Source organism: Cellulomonas sp. Root485 (assembly GCF_001426705.1).
Taxonomy (GTDB): domain Bacteria; phylum Actinomycetota; class Actinomycetes; order Actinomycetales; family Cellulomonadaceae; genus Cellulomonas.
This window is the reverse complement of record NZ_LMFC01000001.1, coordinates 727,547-753,430: the sequence shown is the minus strand read 5'-3', so window position 1 is coordinate 753,430 and position 25,884 is coordinate 727,547. Positions and strand designations below refer to the sequence as shown.

Sequence of the window (25,884 nt, the reverse complement as noted above, 5' to 3'; positions counted from 1 at the left end):
TGCCATCCCGGCGGGCCGGCACCGGCTAACCTGCCCAGCATGGACGGCATCCTCACGGGCGAAGGCGTGCTGCTCGACGCCCGCCCCACCTCGGCGGCGACGCGTCTGCTCGCGGCCCTGCTCGACCTGCTGGTGCTGGGCGTCGGGGTGTTCGTCCTGCTCATCGCGGTGGGCGCACTCGTCCCGACCGCCTCGGAGGAGCTGTTCCGCATCCTCGGCATCGTGCTGGTGGCGACGATCACGATCGTGCTGCCCACGACCATCGACACCCTGACCCGCGGCCGGTCGCTGGGCAAGCTGGCGACGGGCATCCGGATCGTGCGCGACGACGGCGGTCCGCTGCTCTTCCGGCAGTCCCTCGTCCGCGCCCTCGTCGGCATCGTCGAGCTGTGGCTCACGCTCGGCACCATCGCCCTGATCTGCTCGATCGTGCACCCGCAGGGCAAGCGCGTCGGTGACATCCTCGCGGGCACCTACGCGGTGCGCGTGCGCGGCGCGGCCAAGGTGCGGGCCCCCGTCATGATGCCGCCGCAGCTCGCCGGGTGGGCGCACTCCGCGGACCTCGCCCGCCTGCCGGACGGCCTCGCCCTGTCCGTGCGCCAGTTCCTGAGCCGCGCCACCTCGCTGCACCCGGCCTCACGTGTGCAGCTGGGCTCCGAGCTGACCGCCGAGGTGCAGCGCTACGTCAACCCCCTGCCCCCGCTGGGCACCCACCCTGAGGCGTTCCTGGCCGCCGTGCTGGCCGAGCGGCGGGACCGCGAGCTCACGGCACGGCTGCGCACCGGACAGCGGGACGCCGCGGAGTCGTCGCAGCTGCACCGACTCCCCCACGGCGTCCCCGACCCGGCCAACTGAGGGGTCTGCGGGCTCAGTACCGGTAGTGCTCGGGCTTGTACGGCCCGGCCACGTCGACGCCCAGGTACTCGGCCTGCGACTTCGTCAGCTCCGTCAGGCGGACCCCGAGCGCGTCGAGGTGCAGCCGCGCCACCTTCTCGTCCAGCACCTTGGGCAGCCGGTAGACCTCCCGGGCGTAGTCGTCGGGCTTGGTGAACAGCTCGATCTGGCCGATGACCTGGTTGGAGAACGAGTTGCTCATGACGAACGACGGGTGCCCGGTCGCGTTGCCCAGGTTCAGCAGGCGCCCTTCGGAGAGCACGATGATCGAGCGCTCCGAGCCCGAGTCGTCAGCGGGGAACGTCCACTCGTGCACCTGCGGCTTGATCTCCGTACGGGTGATGCCAGGGACGGCAGCCAGGCCGGCCATGTCGATCTCGTTGTCGAAGTGCCCGATGTTCCCGACGACGGCCTTGTTCTTCATCCGGGCCATCTGGGCCGCCGACACGACGTCCTTGTTCCCGGTCGTCGTGATGACGAAGTCGGCCTGGTCGATGACGTCGTCGAGGCGCGCCACCTGGTAGCCGTCCATCGCCGCCTGGAGCGCGCAGATGGGGTCGACCTCGGAGACGATCACGCGCGCACCCTGGCCACGGAACGCCTCCGCCGCACCCTTGCCGACGTCCCCGTAACCCGCGACGAACGCGACCTTGCCACCCATGAGGACGTCCGTGGCGCGGTTGATCCCGTCGGGCAGCGAGTGCCGGATGCCGTACTTGTTGTCGAACTTCGACTTGGTGACCGAGTCGTTGACGTTGATCGCCGGGAACAGCAGGCTGCCCGCCTCTGCCAGCTGGTAGAGGCGGTGCACGCCCGTGGTCGTCTCCTCGGTGACGCCCTTGATCTGCGCGGCGATCGACGTCCACCGCTGCGGGTCGGCGGCGAGCGACCGGCGCAGCGTGCCGAGGATGACGAGGTACTCCTCGGAGTACCCCTCCTCGCCCGGACCAGGGTCGGACGGGACGGCACCGGCGGCCTCGTACTCGACGCCCTTGTGCACCAGCAGCGTCGCGTCGCCACCGTCGTCGAGGATCATGTTCGGGCCCGTGCCCCCGGGCCACACCAGGATCTGCTCGGTGCACTCCCAGTACTCGTCGAGCGACTCGCCCTTCCACGCGAACACAGGCACTCCGGCAGGCTCGTCGACCGAGCCGTGCGGGCCGACGGCCACCGCCGCAGCCGCCTCGTCCTGCGTGGAGAAGATGTTGCACGACGCCCAGCGGACCTCGGCGCCGAGCGCGACGAGCGTCTCGATGAGCACCGCGGTCTGCACGGTCATGTGCAGGGAACCTGCAACCCGGGCGCCTGCGAGCGGCTGCGTGGGGCCGAACTCGGTGCGCAGGGCCATGAGGCCCGGCATCTCGTGCTCGGCGAGGCGGATCTGGTGACGACCGGCCTCGGCGAGGGAAAGGTCGCGGACCTTGTACTGGCCGGGGGCCTCATCGAAAGAGGACATCTCACTCCTGGGGTGCGCATTCGGAAGCGGGCGCGACACAGCAGGGCTCTCGCCCTGATCGTTCGCGCCGGCGCGACCCCTCTCGGTCTGCGGGCATCACCCACGCCGTCCGGGCCATGCTAGCCCCGCGTGAGCGGCGTCACAGCGCGTTCGTCATCCCCGGACCGGGACGCCCTCGTCCACGAGCAGCACCGGGATCCCGTCCCGCACCGGGTAGGCCAGCGGGTTGACCGGGTCGGTCGACACGAGAGTCGGCTCGCCGTCCGGACCTACCCCGTCGACGAGCGTCGCACCCGTCACGGGGCAGCGCAGCAGCTCCCGTGCCCACGGCTCCAAGGACCGCCCCGAGCCGGTCATCAGCCCTCGCCGTCCTGCCGCACGAGCGCGAGCACGTCGTCGCGGACCTTCTCCATGATGTCCTCGTCGGCCGCCTCGACGTTCAGCCGCAGGAGGGGCTCCGTGTTGGAGGCGCGCAGGTTGAACCACCACTGCGGGTGGCCGTCCCAGTGCGACACCGTGAGGCCGTCGAGCTCGTCGACCTGCACCGGCCCGGCACCCTCCTGCGTCACGTACGCCTCGACGACCCGCGCCCGCGCGGCGGCCACGTCGGTGACCCGAGAGTTGATCTCCCCGCTCGCCGAGTACGGCTGGAACTGCTCGGACAGAGCGGACAGCGGGTGCGGCTGACCGCCGAGGGCCGCGAGCACGTGCATCGCGGCGAGCATCCCGGTGTCGGCGAAGAAGAAGTCGCGGAAGTAGTAGTGCGCGCTGTGCTCGCCACCGAAGACCGCGTCGTTGCTCGCCATCTCGGCCTTGATGAACGAGTGGCCCACGCGGGTGCGCACCGTGGTCGCGCCGGCGGCCTTGAGCAGGTCGGGCACCACCTGGGACGTGATCAGGTTGTGGATCACCGTGGGCGTACGGCCTGCGGCGCGCTCCCGCTCGACCTCCCGCAGACCGACCAGCGCGGTGATCGCCGACGGGCTGACCGGGTCGCCGTGCTCGTCGATGACGAAGCAGCGGTCCGCGTCACCGTCGAACGCGAGACCGAGGTCCGCGTCGTGCTCGACGACCGCCGCCTGCAGGTCCCGCAGGTTCTCCGGCTCGAGGGGATTGGCCTCGTGGTTCGGGAACGTGCCGTCCAGCTCGAAGTACAGCGGCACGATGTCGAGCGGCAGCTCGGCCAGCCCGGCGCCGGTGCCCAGGACGGCCGGTGCGGTGAACCCGCCCATGCCGTTGCCCGCGTCGACGACGACCTTCAGCGGGCGGATGCCCGACAGGTCCACCAGGGAGCGCAGGAACGAGGCGTACTCGGCGAGCAGGTCACCGTCCTCGACGGTCCCTCGCTGAGCGGTCTCGACCTCGGGCACGGAGCCGGCGAGGTAGTCGCCGGCGAGCTCACGGACCGTGGTCAGCCCGCTGTCCTGGCCGACCGGGCGAGCGCCGGCGCGGCACAGCTTGATCCCGTTGTACTGCGCAGGGTTGTGGCTGGCCGTGAACATCGCACCGGGGATGCCCAGGGAACCGGACGCGAAGTACAGACCGTCCGTCGACGCCAGACCGATCCGCAGGACGTCCACACCCCGGGCGGCCAGCCCGTCGGCGAACGCCGCCACGAGCTCCGGCCCGGAGGGGCGCATGTCGTTGGCGATGACCACCCGAGGGCGGTCCGTCGCTTCGGGGAGCACCACGACGTCGGCGAACGCGGCGCCGATCGCGCGAGCGACCGCCGGGTTCAGCTCACCGGGGACGAGACCCCGGACGTCGTAGGCCTTGATGAGGGCAGACAGATCGACACGGTCGGCTGCAGGGGAGGTCACGCGGCCATGCTACCCGGGCAGCCGGACGCGACGTTCGGCACCGACGTCGCGCAGCAGGTCAGGCGTCCGGGCCGACCACGTCTCCACGGTCCAGCGGCACGCCGGTTCCGTCGAGCGGGAACCAGTTGCGCTGCTCGCAGGCCGGGCACGAGACGAACACCACCTGACGACCGTCCGCGAGCGCCATGCGGATCCGGGTCAGGTCCGTCTCGCCGCACCGCAGGCACGCAGCGGTGCCGGGCACACCCGGTCCGGACGGCTGGCTGATGGAGCCCAGCGGCTCCCCCGCACGCTCGGCGCGGGCGCGGGCGGCCTCCCCCTTGCGGCGGGCCACGTCAGCCCTCGCCCCGCAGGACGCGCAGGTGCCCGCGTCGGGGCGCCTCGTTCAGCACCGCTCCGACGGCCTCCGGCAGCGGAGGCGGCTCCGGCTCGGTGCGCCTGCCCGCCTCGCGCACGGCGTCCGCCAGCGCGAGCAGGTCGTCCCGGCTCGGTGGCGCGGGCGAGAACTCGGGCGTGAGCCGGACGACCTCCCACCCGCGCGGGGCCGTGAGCCGCTCGGCGTGCTCGACGCACAGGTCGTACGAGTGCGGCTCGGCGTGCTGCGCCAACGGGCCCAGCACCGCGGTCGAGTCGGCGTACACATAGGTCAGCGTGGCCACGGCCGCACGGCCACACGCCGTGCGCGAGCACTGCCTCACGGATCTCACGCGCTGACCGTACCCCCGAGGGGCGACAGGCCGTGTCCCCCACGCCGTCCCCCGTCGGCGATCTACAGTGCAGTGGTGAGCTCAGCACCGCCCCCGCCCGCCCGCCGGCCCCCCGGCATCGGCCGCCGCTCGGTCGCTCTCCCCACGACCGCCGTGGTCCCCGTGCGTCGCCGTGACCGGCGCGGTCGCGGGCCCCGGGGGCCGCTCATGCCGAGCACCATGCCTGCGTACCGCACCCGGGCCGAGCGGTTCGACGACCTCGTCCTCGACGCCGTCGAGCGGATCGAGCGCACCTGGGCGCGTCAGCTGCAGGGCACGGAGTTCGCCGTCGAGGACGTGCCCCCGTCCAACCCCGCGCCGTGGGAGCACGGCGGCGTCCCCCTGGGCCGGTACTTCCCCCCGGACGCGGGTCTCCCCGCCCGGGTCGTGGTGTACCGCCGGCCCGTGGAGTCCCGTGCGACGGACCCCCTGGACCTGGCCGACCTCGTGCGGGACGTCGTCGTCGAGCAGGTCGCCCACCTGCTGGGTCGCTCTCCGGAGGACGTCGACCCGCGGTACGGCGACGCGGGCTGAGTACCTGGTGGGGGTGACGCCCCACTACCCTGTCCGCACGATGACCGACTCCCTCCCCGTCCCGCCCACCAGCCGTCCCGACATCCGCGTGGTGTGCGTCGTCTACCACCCCGGTGACGAGCTGGCGACGTTCGCCCGGACCCTGGCCACCGCGTCGACCGCGACCGTCGAGCTCGTGATCGTCGACAACGGGACCGACCACACGGTCGCGCAGGAGGTGGCCGACGAGGTCGGGGCGGTCCTCGTCCGCTCCGGCGCGAACCTCGGCTACGGGGGCGGCGCCAACGTGGGCGCGACCGGCGCGACGGCACCGTGGATCGTCGTCGCCAACTCGGACATCGAGTGGCAGCCGGGCTCGCTCGACGCGCTCGTCGAGGCCGGCCGGTCCGACCCCCGCGCGGCGTCCATCGGTCCCGCGCTGCTCAACACCGACGGGACGCTCTACCCGTCGGCGCGTGAGCTGCCGTCGTTGACCCAGGGGGCCGGGCACGCGCTGTTCGTGCGGATCTGGCCCGGCAACCCGTGGACCCGCCGGTACCGCGCGCACGAGCAGGACGCCGCGACGCGCCGACCCGCCGGGTGGCTCTCGGGGGCGTGCCTCCTGCTGCGGCGCGAGGCGTTCGAGGCGGTGGGCGGGTTCGACGACGGCTACTTCATGTTCTTTGAGGACGTCGACCTCGGCGAGCGGCTCGGTCGCGCCGGCTGGACCAACCTCTACGTCCCCCAGGTGCAGGTCACGCACGTCGGGGGCACATCGTGGCGGGCCAAGCCGGCGCCCATGATCTCCGCGCACCACGCGAGCGCTGCCCGCTACGTGCGCCGCCGGTACCCGCGCTGGTACCAGTGGCCGGTGCGCCAGGCGGCGGTCCTCGGCCTGCGGCTGCGCGAACGGGCGGAGCTGCGCGCCGCGGGGTAACTCAGCGGGTGCCGAGCCGCGGGTCCTCCCGGACCGCGACGTCCGGGGACGTGCGTGGCACCGGGACCGGGTCGAGCACGGAGACCAGGACGCCGTCGGGTTCGTCCGCCTCGGCGACGAGCGCCCAGGCGATCCCCACGGCAGCGCCCTCGTCGGTCACCAGGTCCACGCCCACGACGCCCGCCGGCTCGGCCGGACCTGCGGCCGCGGCGAGGACGACGTCACCGGTCCCGCTCGCGAGCTGGTCGACGGACCAAGCGCCCGTCGTGCCGGCGTCGAGCCGCAGCCGGCGCTCGGCCAGCACGGAGCCGTCGGCCCCGAGGAACCGCAGGGTGGCCATCGCGCTGCCGCCCGTCGACGGGTCCGCGCCCGTGGCGACCGCCCCCGCGACGAGCGTGCCCCGGGTGCCCGCAGGAACCGCGACGACGCCGCTGCGTCCGACCGCGGTGGATGCCGCCCAGCCTCGCTCGACGCTCGGCACGTCGTCCAGCTCACCGACGGCGCCGGGGCGAGTCACCACGGCGGAGGCCAGCACGGGCTGGTCCGCGTCGACGACCGCCGTGTAGGAACCGGCGGGGAGACCGCCCAGGGGCACGTCCGTGACCTCGCCGGGCGCCAGCGCGACCGACGCGGCTCCGGGCAGCTCAGTGACCCCCGTGGGGCCGAGCAACGTGACCTGCGCGGTCGTGCCGGTCTCCCCCGGGGCCAGCAGCCGGAGGGCCGGCGCGGACAGGTCACCCACGGCGGAGTCGACCACCGCGAGCCCGGGGACCACCTGGCGCCGGGCCGGTGCGGCGCCGGGGACCACCAGCTCGGTGCCTGCCGGCGTGAAGCCGTCGATCGCGGAGTCCTGGACGTGCACGCCGACGCGCCCGCCCGTGGCGGAGACGTGCAGCGCGAGCCGTCGCTGCTCGGCGGCGATGCCCCCGAGGACCACCACCCGCTGCGCGCCCGGCGCCACGAGGAACCGCTCGCCGGTGAGGTCCGCCGGGCCCGACGGGCCCCAGATCGCGAGGGTGACCTCGGCCGGGGTCGAGCCGGCGTTGCTCAGCACGAGCTGCGCGGTGCTGGACAGGTCGGTGGCGCCACCGAGCAGCCACGCGTCCGCAGTGGGCTGCTGGCAGGATGCAGCCGCCAGCCCGCGCAGGTCACCGTCGGTCACCAGCCCCGCGCTGGCCGCGGCCTCCCGGGCGGGTGCACTCCCCGGCTCGGCACGGACCACCAGCGGTCCCGTCACGTCCGGCACGACCGCCGCGGTGCCCCCGGGTGCGAGCGTCGCGGTCACGGCCGACCGGTCGAGCGGCGCCACCGTCCCGGCGGAGCTGCCGTCGCGGTCCGGGACGGAGGTCACCACGGTGACGGTCGTGACCGGGTCCACCGGCGTGGGGTCGAACGCCGAGTCGCCGCGGCCCGTGTCGTCCGGCTGGATCAGGGGCCCGGCGCACACGAGCGTCGAGGCGGTGGGCGGGACGGGCACGACGGTCGTCGCGACGCCGTCCAGGTCCTTCTCGGGGACCCGTGCCCCGGCGACGACCACGGCGACGGTCAGGCCGAGGACGGCCAGTCCGGACACGGCCCGGGCGAGCCGCCCCAGCCACACCTGTCGCACGCCTGCCGTGCCTGCCCCGCTCACGTGCGCACCCCCCGACGCCGGCGGACCGGCACCGCCAGCAGGATCGTCACGAGCGCGACCAGTCCCTGCAGGACGAGCCAGAGACCGCGGTCCGGGTCGTCGTACCGGACGACGAGCTCGCCGGAGTCGGCCCCGAGGGCGAACGTCTGCCGCCACCCGCCGTCCACCGACCGCAGCGCACGGCCGTCGAGCGTGGCGTGCCAGTGCGCGTCCGCACGCTCCGCCAGGACGAGCAGCCGGTCCGCCTCGCCGGCGGGCACGACGGTGTCGACCGAACGGTCCGCCGACGCCACCGCCACGGCCGGGGCGGCCGGGTCGGTCACGTCCGCCGTCGACGGCAGGGTCCGCGCCCAGGAGGGCACGACCGTGGGGGCGACGCTCCCGGCGGCCGTGTCGAGCGGCGTCGTCGCCTGCACGCGCCACAGCGTCCCGGTCGCGTTCTGCGTCACCCGCTCGAGCCCGGCCGTCGAGTCGAGCCGGCTCACCAGCTCCTCGCGCTGTGCGGCGGCGACCTGCGGCGTCACCCCGCCGAGGTCCTCGGGCACGGGAGGCACGACCACGTCGGCGACGGCGAGCGCGGCCAGCTCGCCCGCGACGTCACCGGTCGCGGCGGACGCGAGGCGGGCCACGAGCTCGTCGACCTCGCGCGTCGCGGCGTCGTCCGCCGCGACGTCGGGCTCTATCAGGTCGCCCTGCAGGGTGCGGGTCGACTCCGCCGCCGCCTGGTCGACCAGCTGCGGACCGTCGGCGCGCATCAGCTGCCACGTCACGGTCGACCCGTCCGCGGGGTCGGCGGCGGGCTCCATGCTGACGGCGAGCACCCGCGAGGACAGCGCGGAGGCCTGCGCCTGCTGGCCGACCGCGGGCACGATCGCACGTTCGACCGCGCGCAGGGCGACGGCATCCCCGCTGCGCGCCTGCCACGTCCACGAGCCGAGCCAGACGACGGGCACGACGACCGCCACGACGGTCACGAGCGCGACGACCGGTTGCCGCCACCCGAAGGTGTAGGCCGCGAGGCGCTCGCGCAGGTGGTCCGCGCCGAGGACCGCTGCCGCGAGCAACCCGACGCCGGCGAGCGAGAGCGCGGGACCGGCCCAGCCGTAGGCGACCACCCCGTCCGAGACCGCGACGGGGATCGCGGCGACGAGCGTCGCGGTCGCCACCCCGAGGACCGCGACGAGCCACGCGCCGCGGACCGCTCGGGCGACCGGCGCGCCACGCAGGAGCGCGAGCGCGGCCAGGACCAGCACGACCGCGCCGAGCGCGACCGGCCACACGGCGGCGACCGGCACGGGCAGGGCGTCGGGGACGAGCGAGGAGGCGTCCGTCGGCACGCCGAGCAGCCGGCTCACCGGGTCGGCGGCCGGAGACGCGCTCGGCAGGCCGGGGTCGGCCACGAGCAGCCGCCAGCCCGCCAGGCCGCGTCCGGCCGCCTCGACGAGCGTGGGCCCGAGCAGCACGAGCGCCGGCACGGCCACGAGCAGCACCCGACCGCGGCGGCGCGGGGCGCACAGTGCCACCACGCACAGCGCGAGCAGGCCGGGCACGAGCAGGCCGGGCGCAGCCGCGACCGCCAGGGCGAACGCGATCGACGCGCCGGCCGCCGCGGCGATGGACCCGGTGGGGTCCGGCGCGCCGACCCGCTCCGGCAGGGCCGGGTCGCTCGTGGTCTGCGCGGGAGCGTCGCCCGAGACCCTGGGTGTCGGCACGGTCGGGGTGCCGCGGACCGGCGTCTCGACGTCGACCTGGTCGAGGTCGTCGTCGGCGCGCCTCGCGGTCGCCACGCCCGACAGGACCTGGTCCACCCGCTGCACGCCGACAGCCCGGGCGAGCCCGAGGGCGACCCAGGGCAGGGTGACGTGGGCGACGACCGCGCCGAGCCGCCCGTCGCCGAGGCCCAGGAGCAGTGCGGGGGCGCCCGCCCAGACGATGGCTGCCCACACCCGCACGCCGACCGACCGCGTCGCGGCACCGGCGGCCGCCCAGGCGCCGAGGCCGGCCAGCAGGACCGACCCGAGCAGCAGCAGCGCCACGGCGGCGGACGACGAGCCGCCAGCCAGGGCGGTCGGGACGGTCAGCGCGCTGAGCAGCGCATCAGCGGGCCCGGGGCCGCCCAGCCCGTCGGCGACCCAGCCCGACGTCGCCGCGGACCAGAGCGCGCCGAGGTCCGCGCCGGTGGGCAGCAGTGCGGCGCCGACGAGCCCCGCTCCCCCGAAGGCAGCGGCGACGAGCGGACCCAGCCCGACCCCCGCCGCGGCGACGAGCACGGTCACGACCACGGCGAGCGCGATGCGCCGGCGGGTGGCGAGCGCAGCCAGCTCACGCAGCTCGAGCTCGCTCGGCGCCTGGGTGACGCGCCGTGCCTCGGCCCGCGCGAGACGCCGGTCCCGGGCCTGCGACCACACGTCGCGCCAGCCGGCCTGCAGCGGTCGCAGCGCGCGGCGCGGGACGCGACGGCTCCGGGTGGAGCGGACGCGCGAGCGGACGATGCCGTCCGGTCGGGCCAGTGCGACGAGCGCGGCCCGGAGCTCGTCGACCGCCAGGCCGGGCTGCTTGGCAGCGAGCTGGCCGAACGCGCGCAGCACGGCGCCGAGCAGCGCCGCGACGGCGACGACGGGCACCAGCGGCAGCGGCGCGGAGACCAGCCGGCTGTGCACCAGCGCCCGACGGCGGGCGGCGAACGACCGGCGGGGGTCGGCGCGGTCGTCCTCGCCGTCCCCGTCCCGGTCGACGGGTCCGCTGCCGGGTTCGATCGCGTCCGAGCGCAGCCCGAGGTACCCGGCCTGCGCGTGCCGGACCACAGCGGACGGCACGACGATCACGCGGTGCCCCGCCAGCCGCGCGCGCCGGGACAGGTCGAACCCGTCACCGAAGGGGCCGAGGAGCGGGTCGGTGCCACCGAGGTCGGTCCAGACGTCCCGCCGGACGAGGGCGCCCGCGATCCCGACGCCGAGCACGTCCTCACGTCCGTCGTGCTGGCCCTGGTCGAGCTCGCCGGGTTCGACGTCCGTCATCCGCCGGCCGGACCGGGAGGAGCGCAGGCCGACCTCCAGCAGCCGCTCCGGGTCGGTCCACGTGCGCTGCTTGACGCCGGCCACGCCCACCGACGGGGCGTGGCTGACGGCGCGCACCAGCTCCGCGAGCGCGGTCGGCGCGGGCGCGCTGTCGTCGTGCAGCAGCCAGAGCCAGGTGGTCGCCAGGCCGTCGTCGGCCTCCAGCGCGCGTCGGACCGCGTGCCCGAAGGTCCGCGCGCCGGGCGTGCGCACCACGCGCAGCGCCGGCATCGAGGAGCCGCCCGCGGCGGTGAACGCGCTGTGCAGGAGCTGCTCGACCGCCTCGTCGCCGGTGTCGGAGACATCGACGAGCAGGACGCGCACCGGTCGGCGGGTCTGGGCCGCGAGAGCCGCGACGGTGGCAGCGAGGTACGGGGTCCGGCCACGGGTGACGACGACCGCGGACACCGGCGTCGTCACCGGTGTGGAGGAGGTCGCGGTGGGCAGGTCCACCGGCAGGAGGGTGTCAGTCATGCTCGGAACATCATGCCGTCGCGCGGGACGAGGCCCGCGCGCGACACTCCCACCCGGGCTGACCGTCAGACGACACGCCGCTTGAGCTTGCGCCGCTCCCGCTCGGACAGCCCGCCCCAGATACCGAAGCGCTCATCGTTCTGCAGTGCGTAGTCGAGGCACTCGGAGCGCACGTCGCAGCCCGTGCACACCTTCTTGGCCTCGCGCGTCGAGCCGCCCTTCTCGGGGAAGAACGCCTCAGGGTCGGTCTGGGCGCACAGCGCGCGCTCCTGCCACCCCATCGGTCCCTCGTCCTCGAGGGCGCCGAAGATCGGCAGCACGTTGGAAGCGTGCGTCTGTGCACTCTTCCGTGCGTCCGACGGGAAGATCTCGTCGTTGTCGAGCAGATTCCACATGCGTGCCTCCGTGCGGTTTTCTTGCTGATTCAACTGCTCGTTCCAAGGCTCGGCGTGCGACGCTCTTCCCGGGTGATCCGAGTGCCGCGGGTGGTGCTCGCTCATGAATCCGTTCTAAGGAATTACACGCGTGTCGTTCGCGTTGGTCAAGCGGAGACGTGGTAACTGTCCGGTTTTGTCGGGTGAACTTGCCCCGGACGGGTGATCCGGGCGTGTCGAACTAGGGTGTGTCGGTGCCCGTGACGACGATCGCCGACCTGCTCCGCCTCCTGACCCGCGAGCCGGGACGGCCGCGGATCACCTGGTACGGCCACGGCGGCGAACGCGTGGAGCTGTCCGGCGCCGTGCTGGAGAACTGGGTGAACAAGACCACGAACCTCCTGGTCGAGGAGCTCGACGTCCAGCCCGGGACGCGGGTGCTGCTCGACGTGCCGATGCACTGGCGCACCGCCACCTGGGCGCTCGCCACCTGGCGCGCCGGCGGCACGGTCGTCCTGGCGGACTCCCCCGACGCCTCCGGCACCGACGTCACGGTCACCGACCGCCCCGACGCGCACGCGGACGGCCGGGCGCAGCTCGTGGTCGTGAGCCTGCCGGCCCTCGCCCGCCGCTACGACGGGACCCTGCCCGCCGGCGCCCTGGACGCGGCGTCCTCCGTCATGACGTACGGCGACGTCATCGGCTGGGCACCGGCAGCGGACCCGTCGTCGGTCGCGCTCGAGGCGCACGACCTGGCGGTGCCGCACGCGGAGCTGTTCGGGTGGGCGGCTCCGTCGACGGGTGACGAGCCCGCGGTCCGCGAGCTGCGGTCCGCCGACGCGGGCGCGGTCGACGCCGCGGCGCTCGCCGGGACCCTCCGCGTGCTCGCCGCCGACGGCTCGGTCGTCCTCGTCGACACCGTGGTCGCGGGCGAGCTCGCGGCCGACCCGGACCGGCGCGACCGGCTCGCGTCCTCCGAGCGGATCACCCGCACCGCTGGATAAGGTGCGACATGGAGAGTGAACGGAGCGAGCGGGACGCTCCTCCCACCGCGGGCCTCGACTACGCCGAGCGGCTCTACGCCATCAGCAACGTCTGGTGGAAGCGCGCACTGCACGTCCAGGCGCCCTACCAGGCCAACATCCGCCGCTTCGACCTCGGCCGTGCCATCGACGTCGGGTGCGGCATCGGCCGCAACCTCGCGACCCTCGCCCCGGGCTCCGTCGGCGTGGACCACAACCCGTATGCCATCGAGGTCGCGCGGCGCACCGGCGTCCCCGCCTACACCGACGACGAATTCTTCGCGGACAAGGAGCTCTCCCGCCCGGAGAGCTTCGACGGCATGCTCGTCGCGCACGTCGCCGAGCACCTCACCCCCACGGACGCGCGGACCATCCTCGGCATGTACGTGCCGCTGGTCCGGCCGGGCGGACGGGTCGCCTTCATCACCCCGCAGGAACGCGGGTACGCGAGCGACCACACCCACATCACCTTCGTCGGGTTCGACGAGCTGCGGGACCTGGCGCGCGACCTCGGGCTCGAGCCGGTGCGGACCGGGTCGTTCCCGTTCCCCCGCTGGGCGGGCAAGGCGTTCGTCTACAACGAGTTCGTGATGCTCGCCCGCAAGCCCGGGTGAGCCGTCAGGGGACGTCGGCCTGCACGAGGGTGCCGCTGCCGGACACGGTCAGCTCGCCGTCGCGCGCAGGCACGAACGCCGCCGCGCCCTGCGCCAGGGTGAGGGAGCCGTTGCCGATCGCGCTGCTGACGGTGACCTCGCCGGACAGGCAGAGCAGCACCCGGGGGCCGCGGCCGGGGAGCGGATGTGTGCGGTCGTCGGCGATCTCGGTGATCGAGAGCTCGAAGTCGTCGACGGGCGCGTAGAAGACCTTCGTCGCGCCGTGGAAGGTCTCGGGCGCGATGCGGATCGGCGGCGCAGCCACGTAGTCGACGTTGCGGAGGAGCTCCGGGACGTCGACGTGCTTGGGGGTCAGCCCGGCGCGCAGCACGTTGTCCGAGCTCGCCATGATCTCGACGCCGACGCCGCGCAGGTACGCGTGCACGCCACCTGCCGGCACGAACATCGCGTCCCCGGGCTCGAGCGTGATCGGGTTCAGCAGCAGGGACGTGACGATGCCCGGGTCACCGGGGTAGGCCGCCGCGAGCTCGACGACCGTACGGTCGGCGCGCGGTGACGGGGACCCGATCGCCAGGCGGGCGGCGCAGGCGTCCACGACGTCCTGGACGTCGCGCGGAGACGGTCGGGTCGCCGGCTCGAGCAGCTGGGTGAACGCCTCGCGGATGCCGTCGGCGGTCGGCTGCGCGCGCAGCACGTCGCGCAGCTCCTTGGCCAGCGGCGCGTCCAGTCCGGCCAGCAGCTCGGCGGCGCGACGCGGCGCACGGAAGCCGCAGACGGCCTCGAACCGCGTGAGGGCGTAGACGAGCTCGGGCTTGTGGTTGGTGTCGCGGTAGTTGCGGTGCGGCGCGGCGAGCGGGACGCCGGCACGCTCCTCCTCCTCGAAGCCGGCCCGGGCGCGGGCGAGGTTCGGGTGCACCTGGAGGGACAGGGGCCGCTCGGCCGCGATGATCTTGAGCAGGTACGGCAGCTCTCCGCCGAAGCGGGCCACGACGTCCTCCCCCAGGATGCTGTCGGGGTCGGCCGCGATGAACGCGTGCAGCGGCTGGTCGGTGCCGTCCTGGGCGACGGACGGAGCCGACGGGTGCGCCCCCATCCACGCCTCGGCGAGCACCCCGCTGGGGGCAGCGACACCCAGCAGGTCCGGAATGGCGTCGCGCGAACCCCAGGCGTAGGTCTGCAGGGCGTGGCTGATCCGGATCACGAGCACCTCGTCGGTCGGGGGCGGGGCTCCGGGAATTCTACCCGTGGTGGCGTCCCTGCCCGCGTGTGTGTCGGGCCACACCGCGCATGGGCCAGACTGTGTGCCTATGCGCGGCATCATCCTGGCCGGTGGATCCGGTACCCGACTGCACCCCATCACCCTCGGCGTGAGCAAGCAGCTCGTCCCGGTCTACGACAAACCGATGATCTACTACCCGCTCTCGACCCTGATCCTCGCGGGGATCCGGGACGTGCTCGTCATCACGACGCCGCACGACGCGGACCAGTTCCAGCGCCTGCTGGGCGACGGCTCCCAGTTCGGCATCTCGATCAGCTACACCGTCCAGGCCGAGCCCAACGGGCTGGCGCAGGCGTTCGTGCTCGGTGCGGACTTCGTCGGGACCGACTCGGCCGCCCTCGTGCTCGGCGACAACATCTTCTACGGCCCGGGTCTGGGCTCGCAGCTGCAGCGGTTCGACCAGATCGACGGCGCCGCGGTCTTCGCGTACCGCGTCGCCGACCCGACATCGTACGGCGTGGTCGAGTTCGACGCCGAGGGCAAGGCGCTGTCGCTGGAGGAGAAGCCGACCGCGCCGAAGAGCTCGTACGCCGTCCCCGGGCTGTACTTCTACGACAACGACGTCATCGCGATCGCGCGGGACCTGAAGCCGTCGGCGCGCGGGGAGTACGAGATCACCGACGTCAACCGCACCTACCTGGAGCAGGGTCGCCTGCAGGTCGAGGTGCTCCCCCGCGGGACGGCCTGGCTCGACACGGGCACGTTCGACTCGCTGCTCGAGGCCTCCGACTACGTGCGGACGATCGAGCACCGCCAGGGTCTGAAGATCGGCGCCCCCGAAGAGGTCGCCTGGCGCCGGGGCTTCCTCGACGACGCGCAGCTCGCGGAGCGCGCCGCCGCGCTGACGAAGTCCGGCTACGGCGCCTACCTGCTGAGCCTGCTCGCCTGATCCCCGGAAGCACGATGCCGCGGACCCCTCGGGGTCCGCGGCATCGTCGCGTTCAGGACGTGCGCAGCAGCGCGAGGTCGTGGTCGACCATGCGGCCGACGACCTCCTCGAACTCCACGGTGGGGCGCCAGCCGAGCTCGCGCGCCGCCTTGCTGGCGTCACCCACGATCTCCGAGGCGTCGACCGGCCGGACGAAGCGCGGGTCCACGCGCACGTGCGGCTCCCAGTCGTCGATCCCCGCGCGGGCGAACGCCGCCGCCGCGAACTCGGCCACCGAGTGGGTCCGGCCGGTGGCGATGACGAAGTCGTCCGCCGCGTCGTGCCGCGCCGCCCGGACCATCGCGTCCACGTAGTCGTCCGCCCAGCCCCAGTCGCGGCGGGCGTCGAGGTTCCCCAGCGCGAGGACCCCCTCGCCGTCCACCGCGATCTTGGCCGCGGCGGCCGTGATCTTGCGGGTCACGAAGGACGTCGGACGCAGCGGGGACTCGTGGTTGTACAGCACGCACGTCGAGACGTGCAGGCCACGCGACCGGTAGACCGACGCCATGAGGTGGGCGTACGCCTTCGCGGCACCGTACGGCGACACCGGCCGGATCGCCGTGGACTCGTCCTGCGGCGAGCGGTCGGGCAGCCCGAAGATCTCCGCCGACGACGCCTGGACGACCCGCACGGGCCGACCGCCGGCCTCCTGCGCACGCCACGCCGCCTCGTAGAGCCCGACCGCGCCGACACCGGTGATCTCCCCGGTGAGCACCGGCTGCTCCCACGAGTAGGCGACCGACGAGATCCCCGCGAGGTTGTAGATCTCGTCGGGCGCCACGTCGGCGACAATCCGCGCGAGCGCGTCGGTGTCCCGCAGGTCGGCCACGTGCACGACGACCTCCGCCGGGCGCTGCCCGTGCGAGGAGGCGACGTCGTCCTCGTGGCGCGCGAGACCGTGCACCGTGACGCCCTCCGCGAGCAGGCGGCGCGCCAGGAGCGTGCCGTCCTGCCCGGTGACTCCCGTGAGGAAAGCGGTCGTCACCGGCTCACTTCCCCGCGAGCAGGCGCTGCTCCTCGAGGTCGTTCTCGACCATCATCTTCACGAGGCCCGGGAAGTCCACCTGGCGCGTCCAGCCGAGGACGTCCTGCGCCTTCGACGGGTCGCCGACGAGCAGGTCGACCTCGGCCGGGCGCATGAACGCGGGGTTCTGCTGGACGTGACCGGACCAGTCGTCGATGCCGACGGCCTGGAAGGCCAGGTCCAGCAGCTCGCCGATCGAGTGGGTCTCGCCCGTCGCGACGACGTAGTCGTCGGCCTCCGGCTGCTGCAGCATCCGCCACATCGCCTCGACGTAGTCGCCGGCGAAGCCCCAGTCACGCTTGGCGTCCAGGTTGCCCAGCGTCACGTGGTCCTGCAGGCCGAGGGCGATGCGCGCCACGGCGATGGAGATCTTGCGGGTGACGAACTCGGGGCCACGACGCGGCGACTCGTGGTTGAACAGGATCCCCGACGACGCGTGCATCCCGTAGGACTCGCGGTAGTTGATCGTCATGTAGTGGCCGAAGACCTTGGCGACGCCGTACGGCGAGCGGGGCCACAGGAGCGTCGACTCGCGCTGCGGGACCTCCTGCACCTTGCCGAACATCTCCGAGCTCGAGGCCTGGTAGAAGCGGACCTTGGCCGGGTCGTCGTGCGAGTACAGCCGGACCGCCTCGAGGATGTTCAGCACGCCCATGCCGGTGACCTCGGAGGTCACGCGGGCGTTCTCCCACGAGTAGGCGACGAACGAGATGGCGCCGAGGTTGTAGACCTCGTCGGGCTGGGCGACCTCGAGGGCGCGCAGCAGCGACGAGAGGTCACCCAGGTCGCCCGTGAGGAGCTTGACCCCGGGGACGGTCTCCTCGACGAGGGCTCGCTTCGGGTTGTTCTGTCCGCGGATGAGGCCGTAGACGTCATACCCCTTGGCGAGCAGCAGCTCGGCGAGGTACAGGCCGTCCTGACCGGTGATCCCGGTGATGAGAGCGCTTGGCATGCCGACCACCTTATCGTCGCCCGCGGACCGTCCGGGACGTGCGACCGGTCCGCGAGCGCGCCTGTGCATAGGCCTCGACGTGCACCGCCGCGGCCGCGTCCCACGTGAACCCGGCCGCGCGGCGAGCGGCCGCCGATCCCAGCTCGGCGCGCCGGGCGGGGTCGTCGAGGAGGGCACGCAGCGCGGTCGCGATGTCGGCGGCGCCCGTCTCGCAGTACTCGACGGCGTCACCGCCGACCTCGGGCAGCGACAGGCGGCGCGTCGTCAGGACCGTGGAGCCGCAGGCCATCGCCTCGAGGACCGGGAGCCCGAACCCCTCGCCGAGACTCGGGTAGGCGACGACGTCCGCCCCGGCCAGCAGACCGGCCAGGTCCTCGAGGGGGAGGTACCCCGGCACGACGACGCGCAGGCCGTCGGGAACCCGGGCCAGGACGGCGTCGAGCTCCGCGTCCCACCCGCGGGCTCCGGCCAGCACGAGCGCGGGCGGGGTGGGGTCGTCGGCGACGGCCGCGACCCAGCCGTCCACCAGCGCACCCACGTTCTTGCGCGGCTCGAGGGTGCCTAGGAATGCGACGTAGCTGCCCTGGACGCCGAGACCGTCGGCCACCCGACGGCTCTCGGCGGCGTCGACAGGACGGAACACCGCCGCGTCGACCCCGTGGTAGGCGACGTGGAACCGGGACGGGTCTCCCCCGGCCTCACGGAGCACCTCGTCGCGCGTCGCCGCCGACGGCACCACGAGCGCGCGGGCGCGGCGGACGGCCAGCCGGGTGGCGGCGCGGAAGAACACGGCCTTGCTGCGCAGGTGCCACTGCGGAGCGGTGAAGAACGTCGCGTCGTGCAGGGTGACCACCGTGGGCACGGGCGACGCGACCGGCATCGTGTAGTGCGGGCTGTGCAGCACGTCGGCCCGCACCCGGCGGGCCAGCAGCGGCAGACCGACCTGCTCCCACACCATCCGCGCAGGTCGCCGGGCGATCCAGCCGGGAGCAGCCACCACCCGGGCCCCGCTCGGCTCGTACACGGGGACGTCGCGGGCCTGGCACACGATCGTGAGGTCGACGCCGGCGCGGACGAGCGCGGGCGCCAGCTCGTCCACGTACCGGCCCACTCCTCCCCGGTCGGCCGGTACCGCGGTGGCGTCGAGGAGCACGTGCTGCGTCACCGGACCGGACCCCCTCCGGGCGGCGTGGCGGGCACGGACGTCCGGGTCATGGGCACGCCGTAGTCTCTCACCATGCCGTCCGCTCCCTCGCCGTTGCGCGTCGCCATGACGGTCGAGCAGGCCTGGCAACCGGTCCCCGGCGGGTCCGGGACGTATGTCGCCGAGATGTCGCGGGAGCTCGCGGAGCGGGTGGACCTGACGGGGGTCTCCGCGTGGCACCGTGCGCCGGCACCCCCCGACTGGGCGCCGTCAGGACGGCTCCGGCGGGTACCGCTGCCCCGGGTCGCGCTGTACGAGGCGTGGCAGCGTGTCCGGCTCCCGCGCATCGAGTGGACGGCCGGTGCCGTCGACCTCGTGCACGCCACGACGTGGGCCGTGCCGCCGACCGCGAGACCGCTCGTCGTGAGCGTGCACGACCTCGCGTTCCTGGCCGAGCCGGACCACTTCACCGCGCGGGGCGTCGGCTTCTTCACCCGAGCCCTGGAGCACGTGCGCCGACGGGCCGACGCCGTCCTGGTCCCGTCCACGCACACGCGTGACGCATGCATCGAGGTCGGCATCCCCGCCGAGCGGCTGCACGTGGTCCCGCTCGGGAGCCGGCTGCCCGCCACGAGCCCGCAGGACGTCGCCGACTTCCGGACCCGGCACGGCCTCGACAGGCCCTACGTCCTGTGGACCGGGACGGTCGAGCCCCGCAAGAACCTCCCCGCGGTGCTCGCGGGCTACGCACTGCTGCGACGTACCCGGCCCGACGTCGACCTGGTGCTGGTGGGCCCGAGCGGGTGGGGGGACGTCGACGTCCCCACCGGCGCATCGGTGCACCGCCTGGGGATGCTGTCGCGCGTCGACCTGGCGCGGGCCTACGCCGGAGCCGCGGTGTTCTGCTTCCCGTCCCTGCGCGAGGGCTTCGGCCTGCCCGTGCTCGAGGCCATGTCGGTCGGCGTGCCGGTCGTGACGTCGGCGGGCACGTCGTGCGCCGAGGTCGCCGGGGACGCGGGGCTCCTCGTCGACCCGCGCGACCACCAGGCACTCGCCGCAGCGCTCGAGACTGCCTGCGGACCCGCCGGGCCAGGGCTCGCGGCGGCCTCACGGGCGCGGGCGGCCGAGTTCTCCTGGACGGCGACCGCCGAGCAGACGCTCGAGGTGTACCGGAGCGTGGCGGACCGTCAGCGGGCGGCGACGGCCTGACGGTAGGCCCCGACGGTCGCGTCGACGCAGCGGTCCCAGGTGAACGTCGTCGCCCACCGCCGGCCCGCCGCGGGGTCGTGTGCTGCGATCGTGCCGAGCGCGTGCGCCCAGGCGTCGACGTCGGTCGGCGGGACGGGCCGGACGTGGTCGCCGCCGACCTCGCGCAGCACGGCGATGTCGCTGCAGACGACGGGCGTACCCGCCGCGAGCGCCTCCAGCACCGGCAGACCGAAGCCCTCGTACAGGGACGGCATCGCGAGCGCGCGGGCGCCGGCGACCAGACCGCGCACCTCGGCGCCGGACAGGTGCGGGAGCACCACGGTGCCGGGGCCGGGCGACAGGTCGTCCCAGCCCGACGCGCCGACCAGGACGAGCCCGAGCGTGCCCCCGGCCGCGCGGTAGGCGGAGAACGCCGCGAGCAGCGTCGAGAGGTTCTTGCGCGGCTCCCGGGTGCCGACGAAGACGACGTACTCGTCCGGCAGGCCGAGCGCACGGGCCCGCACCGGGTCCAGCGGCGCGGCGTCGAACCACTCGCGCGCGACCCCCAGGGGTGTCACCACCACCCGGTCGGGGGCGACGCGATAGTGCTCGACCACCTCGTCACGGACCGCGGCCGACGGCGTGACGACGACGTCCGCGTACCGCAGCCCGCGCGGGACGAGGCTCCGGTACTGGCGGGACGCGGCCGCGACCAGCTCCGGGAACCGCTCGTAGCTGAGGTCGTGGATCATCACGACGCCCGCCGCACCCGTCGGAGGCATGACGAAGTTGGTGCCGTGGAAGACGTCGTGCCGCCCGGCGAGCCACTCGACCCTCGGCACGGGCGTGCGGAGCCACGAGGCCCGCAGCAGCCGGGCGGGGACCGCGCGGTGGCGCCACCCGACGGCAGACGGAAGACCCTCCGGACGTCGCGCGCGCCCGGAGAACGCCGTCAGGTCCAGCTGCACGTCCGCGCGCTCGGCAAGACCCGCCACGACATGGTGGACGTACGTGCCCACCCCGGTGCGCGCCCCGACCAGCGGGGTGGCGTCGAGGCCGACCCGCAGCGGATCAGCCACCCGGCCGGCTCTCCGGCGCCGGCGTCGGACCGTCCTGGCCGGCCTCCGAGGCGCGCTCGACCGACTCGACGGACGCGCGACGCACCGCGTTGAGCTGGTCCACCACCGGCTGCACCTGCCACGCCGTCACCTTCCGCACGACCTTGCGCACGAGCACGCGCAGGCCACGACCGTGCCCCGGGTCGGGCAGGTGGACGTCGCCCAGCCGGCGCAGCGGCGCGGAGACCGCACCCGTGCCCACGACCGTCGAGACCTCGTGGTGGTCCCCCATCGGCACGGCGTGCCCCCGACGACGGGCCGCACGGAGCACCACCTGCTCCTGGATCGCGGTGCGCCCGGCGGCCGCCGTGGGCCACGGCTGCACCTCGACCACGGCCTCGGCACCGCCGCCCGCCTCGCGGCGCATCGCCGCACGCAGGCCGGCGTCGTCGTCGACGATCGTGACACCGTCCTCCTCGTGCGCCTGCTCGACCAGGGCACCGACCCGGGTGGCGATGACGCGCCGGCCGAACAGCAGGGCCCGCTCCATGACGCTGGAGGACCAGATCTCGCGGTACGGCAGGACCACGACGTCGGACGCGACGATCCAGCGGTCGAACAGCTCGTCGCTGACGAAGCCCAGGTGCACGTGCGCGCCGGGGATGCGGGCCGCGAGACCCTCGAGGTCATCGGCGTAGCGGACGAACGCGGGGTCCTCGACGCGCACCGAGCCGACGACGTCGAGCCGCACGCCGCCGCGCCCCATGCCCGAGAACGCCCGGACGGCGCGGTCGAAGCCCTTGTGCGGCTGGATGAAGCCGATCGACAGGAACACCGTGGCGTCCTGCGCGATGCCGAGGCTCGCCCGGGCCTGCGCCTGGTCGAGCGGGGTGTGCGGGACGAACGTGGCGCCGGGGTCGACCACCCGGATGTGGGAGGACTGCACGCCGAACGCCTCGCGGAACGAGTCGACCTCGCTCTGGGAGTGCACGCTGATCTGGTCGACCCGCCGCCACAGCTGACGCGTGATCAGGGCCGCCGGGCTGGTGCCGCGGCCGTACCGGTAGTCGACCTCGTGCACGACGACCTCGACCCGCTTGGCACGGGCGAACGCGGCGCTCAGGGCCAGCCCGACTGCGGCGCGGTCCGACTGCCCGGCGCCCGGCGGGTAGAAGAAGTCCGGGTGGAACTGCACGATCACGAGGTCGTAGCCGACGACGCGCTTGGCCAGCGCCAGCGCCCCTCGCGGCCCGACCAGGTCGAGGTGGTAGTGCGCGGCCGACGGGCCCGGCGAGAGCACCTCGACGTCGTGGCCCTCGCGGCGCAGCGCAGCCACCTGTTGCTGCGCGTACGCGGCGATGCCGTCGCGCAGCGGCGGGTAGGGCGAGACCATCAGGATCCTCATGCGTCGACCCCCGTCCACGCCTCGATCTGCGCCTCGACCGCGTCGAGCACGGTCTCCCACTGGTAGTGGGACAGCACGTACTCACGGCCGCTGACGGCCAGGGCCGCGGCCTCCTCGGGAGCCTCGGCGACGAAGCGCAGCGCCTCCTCGAGCTCGAGGGCGTCGTCGTACGTCAGACCCGCGCCGGAGCGCTCGCAGTGCCACTTCACGACGTCGCTGCCCCCGTTGGCGATGACGGGCGTGCCCGCCAGCCAGGCCTCCATGATCGTGCGCGAGAACGCCTCGAACCGGCTGGGCTGGATGTAGGCGTCCGCGGCCGCGAACGCGTTGTCGCGCTCGTCGTCGTCGAGGAAGCCGACGTCGATCACCTTGCCCTCGAACCCGGCCGGCGGCCGGACCTCGCCGCCACCCATCGTGACCAGCGTGAACGGGAACTGCCCGCGCGCATCGATGTCCGCGAGGATCTCGAGCAGCTCGTCCCAGCCCTTCGCGCCCTCGCGACGGCCGGCGTACAGGAGGAACCGGCCCTCGATGCCGTAGCGCTCGCGGAAGCCCTCCGGGTCGTACGACGCCGGCACCTCGACGCCGCAGCCGACCACCTTGTGCGGGGCCAGCTTCGACGTGATGCGCTCGGCGAGGTCCTGCTCGGGGTCGGACTGGAACAGCAGTCCCGCGCTCCCCGTGAAGACCGGCTGGAACAGCTCGAGATACGCGTAGGGCTCGTCGTGCAGGCACGTCCACAGCACGCTCTTGTGCGGCACGATCTGCGAGCACGCGAACGTCACCCAGAACGGGTAGGGCGTGAACACGAACGCCCGGTACTCGTCCGAGCTGTCGAGGATGTAGTGGTACAGGTCGGGGGCCCGCATGCCGGAGTTCATCCAGCGCTGCTGCTCGGAGATGGTCAGCGGGTCACCCGTGAGGATCCGGTGCTCCAGGGCTCCTCGCTCGGGCAGGGCGTCGCCGTCCACCGTGAACCGGCGCACCGGCATGCCGTCCTCGACGGTGACGCCGGGCTCGGTCTCGTTCTTCCACGTGTGGTGGTCGAGGGCCGTCGTCGTGAGGATCTCGACGTCCCAGCCGCGCTTCTGCAGACCGAACGCCATGTGGCGCAGCACGATCTCCGCGCCGCCGACGATCCGGTCGCCGTAGCGCGCCGGGACGAACGCGACCTTGCCCTGCCGGCGGCTCATGACGCCGCCCCGGCGGAGAACCGCGGGGCGAGGTGGACGACGCCCACCTCGGAGGCCGTCGTGCGCACCCGGACGACCGCGGCACGGTCGACGCGGTGCCACTCCGCCCCCCGCTGCGGGTGCACCGCGGCGGTCACGTAGTACTGGCCCTCGACCACCGGCAGCCGGTCGACTGCGAACTCGACCCAGTGCTTGCCGTTCGCGGGCGGGACCGTGATCCCGAGCATGTGCGTGTTCGTGCCGTACACCAGCCGCTCCATGTTGTCGGTGAGCGCGAGTCCCACCACGTAGTCGTCGATGGGTTCGTGTGCCTCGATGCCGATGCGGAACCGGACGGGCTGGTCCGGGCCGATGGCCAGGAGCGGCGCACCGTCGGGGTCCGTCACCTGCACGTCGGTGATGCTCGCGGGGCTCTCGGTCGCGTCGTCGAGGAGCTCGGCGGCGACCTCGTCGTTCGCGTCCCGGAACGCCCGGATGATCTCGACGGACGTGCCCTGCAGGATCGAGTGGCCGTGGTCGAGCATGACGGCGTGGTCGCACATCTCGCGCACCTGGTCCAGCGAGTGGGTGACCAGCACGATGGTGCGCCCCTCCCCCTGGAACTGCCGGATCCGCTCGATGCACTTGCGCTGGAACGGCTCGTCGCCGACCGCGAGAACCTCGTCCACCAGCAGGATGTCAGGGTCGACGTGCACCGCGACGGCGAACGCGAGCCGGACGTACATGCCGCTCGAGTAGAACTTCACCTGGGTGTCGATGAACTCCTCGATGCCGGAGAAGTCGACGATCGCGTCGAAGTACTGCTCCGTCTGCTTCTTCGTCAGGCCGAGCAGGGAGGCGTTGAGGAACACGTTCTCGCGACCGGTGAGGTCGCCGTGGAAGCCCGCTCCCAGCTCGAGCAGTGCCGCGAGCCGGCCGCGCCGCTCGACGATGCCCGCCGACGGCGTCAGCACGCCGCCGATGACCTTCAGGAGCGTGCTCTTGCCGGAGCCGTTGTGCCCGACCAGGCCGATGGTCGACCCCTCGGCCACCGTGAGGTCGATGTCCTTGAGCGCCCAGAAGCTGGTCTCGTTGTCCTTCGAGGCGCGCCGGTTGACCAGCCGCTCCTTGAGGCTCTTGTCGTTGCGCAGCCGGAACTGCTTGGAGACGCCCTGCAGGCGGATGATGTCGCTCACGGTCACAGCTCCTGTGCGAAGTTGCCCTGGGCCCGAGCGAACACGCGCTGGGCGAACCACAGGAGGAGGAGGCTGACGGCGCTGATGATCACGAGCCGCAGCGCCAGCGGACCGTCGTAGTAGAACGGTGCACCCTGCTCGGTCAGCCCGCCCGGCCACAGCGCCCGCTGGAACGCGAGCACCACGTTCGCCATCGGGTTGAGCATGTACACGTCGAAGAGCCACGGGACGCCGGCGTCGGTCAGCGTGGACTGCACCTTCGTCCAGTCGTAGACGATCGGCGTCATCCAGAACCACAGGAGCAGGCCGACCTCGACCAGGTACTGCACGTCGCGCAGGAACACGTTCGCCGCGGCGAGCATGAGGCCGAGCGCCGTCGCGAACAGGATCAGGGTGATCAGCGCGAGCGGGACGAGGAGCAGGTTGCTCGGTGCCGGCCAGGAGCCGGTCACCACGTAGGCGCCCAGCAGGACCACCAGCTGGACCGCGAAGTTCACCGAGGAGGCGCCCACCACCGAGAGCGGGAACAGCTCGCGCGGCATGTACACCTTCTTGACCAGGCCCGCGTTGCTGATGATCGAGCCGGTCGACCCGCCGATGATGTCGGTGAACAGGGACCACGCCAGCAGGCCGGTGAAGAGGTAGACGCCGAACTCGGGGATCACCTTGCCGGAGCCGAGGAAGAAGCCGATCGCGACCGAGTACACGAGCAGCTGCAGCAGCGGGCGGACGAGGGTCCAGAAGAAGCCGAGGAACGAGTCCTTGTACTTGACCTTGAGCTCCTTGCGGACCAGGTTGCCCAGGAGCTCGCGGTACTGCACGACCTCCCTGACGTCCGCCCAGAAGCCGTGGAACCAGCGCGCCTGCGAGAACACCCGCGTCATCTCACCGGTCACGTGCCGGCGCTGGTCCTCCGGCGCGGCGTCGGCACCCAACGCCTGCTCGAGTCCGCTCATCGCGCGTTCCTGCAGTTGCTCACGAACGTCAGAGCGTACCGGG

General features: G+C 73.5%; 23 protein-coding genes and 2 pseudogenes. 7 read left to right on the top strand and 18 right to left on the bottom strand.

Annotated features, from left to right (window positions below):
* The first annotated feature begins 39 nt into the window (after positions 1 to 39).
* Positions 40 to 855, top strand: a complete 816-nt coding sequence (locus tag ASD16_RS03575) for an RDD family protein (RefSeq protein ID WP_055912897.1) — start codon at positions 40 to 42, stop codon at positions 853 to 855.
* A gap of 13 nt (positions 856 to 868) precedes the next feature.
* Here the strand turns inward: ASD16_RS03575 and ahcY are convergent, their stop codons facing one another.
* The 5 genes from ahcY to ASD16_RS03550 all read right to left on the bottom strand — a co-directional run bounded on the left by ahcY (position 869) and on the right by ASD16_RS03550 (position 4,877).
* A complete protein-coding gene (ahcY, locus tag ASD16_RS03570; protein WP_055912896.1) occupies positions 869 to 2,350 on the bottom strand; it encodes an adenosylhomocysteinase in 1,482 nt (493 codons plus the stop codon).
* Positions 2,351 to 2,503: 153 nt separating this feature from the next.
* Positions 2,504 to 2,707, bottom strand: coding sequence for a Trm112 family protein (locus ASD16_RS03565; RefSeq protein WP_055912895.1), 204 nt, complete (start codon positions 2,705 to 2,707; stop codon positions 2,504 to 2,506).
* Entirely contained in the window at positions 2,707 to 4,170 is a 1,464-nt protein-coding gene (locus tag ASD16_RS03560) for a phosphomannomutase/phosphoglucomutase (RefSeq protein WP_055912894.1), read from the bottom strand. Before ASD16_RS03560 ends, ASD16_RS03565 begins: the two co-directional genes overlap by 1 nt.
* 58 nt (positions 4,171 to 4,228) lie before the next feature.
* Positions 4,229 to 4,504 carry a hypothetical protein gene (locus tag ASD16_RS03555; protein WP_055912891.1) on the bottom strand — a complete coding sequence of 92 codons (276 nt, stop codon included), beginning with the start codon at positions 4,502 to 4,504 and terminating at the stop codon, positions 4,229 to 4,231.
* Position 4,505: 1 nt separating this feature from the next.
* Positions 4,506 to 4,877, bottom strand: a complete 372-nt coding sequence (locus ASD16_RS03550) for a DUF3499 domain-containing protein (protein WP_055912888.1) — start codon at positions 4,875 to 4,877, stop codon at positions 4,506 to 4,508.
* 75 nt (positions 4,878 to 4,952) lie between these two features.
* On the opposite strand from ASD16_RS03550, the gene ASD16_RS03545 reads away from it, so the two are divergent.
* Together ASD16_RS03545 and ASD16_RS03540 are read left to right on the top strand one after the other, a co-directional pair.
* A complete protein-coding gene (locus ASD16_RS03545; RefSeq protein ID WP_235523093.1) occupies positions 4,953 to 5,450 on the top strand; it encodes a metallopeptidase family protein in 498 nt (165 codons plus the stop codon).
* 40 nt (positions 5,451 to 5,490) lie between these two features.
* Entirely contained in the window at positions 5,491 to 6,366 is an 876-nt protein-coding gene (locus ASD16_RS03540; RefSeq protein ID WP_055915655.1) for a glycosyltransferase family 2 protein, read from the top strand.
* Between the two features lies 1 nt (position 6,367).
* On the opposite strand, the gene ASD16_RS03535 is transcribed toward ASD16_RS03540, so the two are convergent.
* The 3 genes from ASD16_RS03535 to ASD16_RS03525 form a co-directional block, all read right to left on the bottom strand.
* Positions 6,368 to 7,999, bottom strand: a complete 1,632-nt coding sequence (locus ASD16_RS03535; RefSeq protein ID WP_157453778.1) for a DUF5719 family protein — start codon at positions 7,997 to 7,999, stop codon at positions 6,368 to 6,370.
* On the bottom strand, positions 7,996 to 11,529 hold the full coding sequence (locus ASD16_RS03530) for a glycosyltransferase (RefSeq protein WP_055912879.1): 3,534 nt from the start codon (positions 11,527 to 11,529) through the stop codon (positions 7,996 to 7,998). Before ASD16_RS03530 ends, ASD16_RS03535 begins: the two co-directional genes overlap by 4 nt.
* Positions 11,530 to 11,594: 65 nt before the next feature.
* Complete coding sequence (locus tag ASD16_RS03525) at positions 11,595 to 11,924, bottom strand: WhiB family transcriptional regulator (protein WP_055912877.1); 330 nt, start codon at positions 11,922 to 11,924, stop codon at positions 11,595 to 11,597.
* Positions 11,925 to 12,157: 233 nt separating this feature from the next.
* Here ASD16_RS03525 and ASD16_RS03520 point away from each other — a divergent pair, with 233 nt between their 5' ends.
* Both ASD16_RS03520 and ASD16_RS03515 read left to right on the top strand, forming a co-directional pair.
* Positions 12,158 to 12,907: a TIGR03089 family protein gene (locus ASD16_RS03520; protein ID WP_369817900.1), complete on the top strand. Its 750-nt coding sequence runs from the start codon at positions 12,158 to 12,160 to the stop codon at positions 12,905 to 12,907.
* An 8-nt stretch (positions 12,908 to 12,915) separates the two neighbouring features.
* On the top strand, positions 12,916 to 13,539 hold the full coding sequence (locus ASD16_RS03515; RefSeq protein ID WP_055912873.1) for a bifunctional 2-polyprenyl-6-hydroxyphenol methylase/3-demethylubiquinol 3-O-methyltransferase UbiG: 624 nt from the start codon (positions 12,916 to 12,918) through the stop codon (positions 13,537 to 13,539).
* Between the two features lie 4 nt (positions 13,540 to 13,543).
* Here the strand turns inward: ASD16_RS03515 and manA are convergent, their stop codons facing one another.
* The gene (manA, locus tag ASD16_RS03510; RefSeq protein WP_055915651.1) at positions 13,544 to 14,740 is read right to left on the bottom strand and encodes a mannose-6-phosphate isomerase, class I; all 1,197 of its coding nucleotides are present in this window, start codon (positions 14,738 to 14,740) and stop codon (positions 13,544 to 13,546) included.
* A gap of 106 nt (positions 14,741 to 14,846) precedes the next feature.
* On the opposite strand from manA, the gene rfbA reads away from it, so the two are divergent.
* Positions 14,847 to 15,707, top strand: a complete 861-nt coding sequence (rfbA, locus tag ASD16_RS03505) for a glucose-1-phosphate thymidylyltransferase RfbA (protein WP_055912870.1) — start codon at positions 14,847 to 14,849, stop codon at positions 15,705 to 15,707.
* A 52-nt stretch (positions 15,708 to 15,759) separates the two neighbouring features.
* On the opposite strand, the gene ASD16_RS03500 is transcribed toward rfbA, so the two are convergent.
* The 3 genes from ASD16_RS03500 to ASD16_RS03490 are packed head-to-tail and all read right to left on the bottom strand — an operon-like array spanning position 15,760 to position 18,887.
* Positions 15,760 to 16,731 carry a GDP-mannose 4,6-dehydratase gene (locus ASD16_RS03500; RefSeq protein WP_055912867.1) on the bottom strand — a complete coding sequence of 324 codons (972 nt, stop codon included), beginning with the start codon at positions 16,729 to 16,731 and terminating at the stop codon, positions 15,760 to 15,762.
* A 4-nt stretch (positions 16,732 to 16,735) separates the two neighbouring features.
* Entirely contained in the window at positions 16,736 to 17,722 is a 987-nt protein-coding gene (locus ASD16_RS03495; RefSeq protein ID WP_055915649.1) for a GDP-mannose 4,6-dehydratase, read from the bottom strand.
* A 10-nt stretch (positions 17,723 to 17,732) separates the two neighbouring features.
* Entirely contained in the window at positions 17,733 to 18,887 is a 1,155-nt protein-coding gene (locus tag ASD16_RS03490; protein ID WP_055912862.1) for a glycosyltransferase family 1 protein, read from the bottom strand.
* 72 nt (positions 18,888 to 18,959) lie between these two features.
* On the opposite strand from ASD16_RS03490, the gene ASD16_RS03485 reads away from it, so the two are divergent.
* Positions 18,960 to 20,075, top strand: coding sequence for a glycosyltransferase family 1 protein (locus ASD16_RS03485; protein WP_200942829.1), 1,116 nt, complete (start codon positions 18,960 to 18,962; stop codon positions 20,073 to 20,075).
* Here the strand turns inward: ASD16_RS03485 and ASD16_RS03480 are convergent.
* From ASD16_RS03480 to ASD16_RS03460, 6 genes and pseudogenes are all read right to left on the bottom strand, one after another.
* On the bottom strand, positions 20,054 to 21,133 hold the full coding sequence (locus tag ASD16_RS03480; protein WP_200942826.1) for a glycosyltransferase family 1 protein: 1,080 nt from the start codon (positions 21,131 to 21,133) through the stop codon (positions 20,054 to 20,056). The genes ASD16_RS03485 and ASD16_RS03480 overlap by 22 nt on opposite strands.
* A complete protein-coding gene (locus ASD16_RS03475; protein ID WP_082570569.1) occupies positions 21,126 to 22,517 on the bottom strand; it encodes a glycosyltransferase family 4 protein in 1,392 nt (463 codons plus the stop codon). Before ASD16_RS03475 ends, ASD16_RS03480 begins: the two co-directional genes overlap by 8 nt.
* Complete coding sequence (locus tag ASD16_RS03470; protein WP_055912853.1) at positions 22,514 to 23,710, bottom strand: glycosyltransferase family 4 protein; 1,197 nt, start codon at positions 23,708 to 23,710, stop codon at positions 22,514 to 22,516. Before ASD16_RS03470 ends, ASD16_RS03475 begins: the two co-directional genes overlap by 4 nt.
* A pseudogene (locus ASD16_RS22425) lies at positions 23,707 to 24,105 on the bottom strand (Wzt carbohydrate-binding domain-containing protein); the annotation flags it as partial. The pseudogene ASD16_RS22425 and the gene ASD16_RS03470, both read right to left, overlap by 4 nt.
* 146 nt (positions 24,106 to 24,251) lie before the next feature.
* Positions 24,252 to 24,810: pseudogene (locus ASD16_RS22420) on the bottom strand (ABC transporter ATP-binding protein); the annotation flags it as partial.
* Positions 24,811 to 24,887: 77 nt separating this feature from the next.
* A complete protein-coding gene (locus ASD16_RS03460) occupies positions 24,888 to 25,841 on the bottom strand; it encodes an ABC transporter permease (protein WP_055912846.1) in 954 nt (317 codons plus the stop codon).
* Positions 25,842 to 25,884 lie beyond the last annotated feature (43 nt).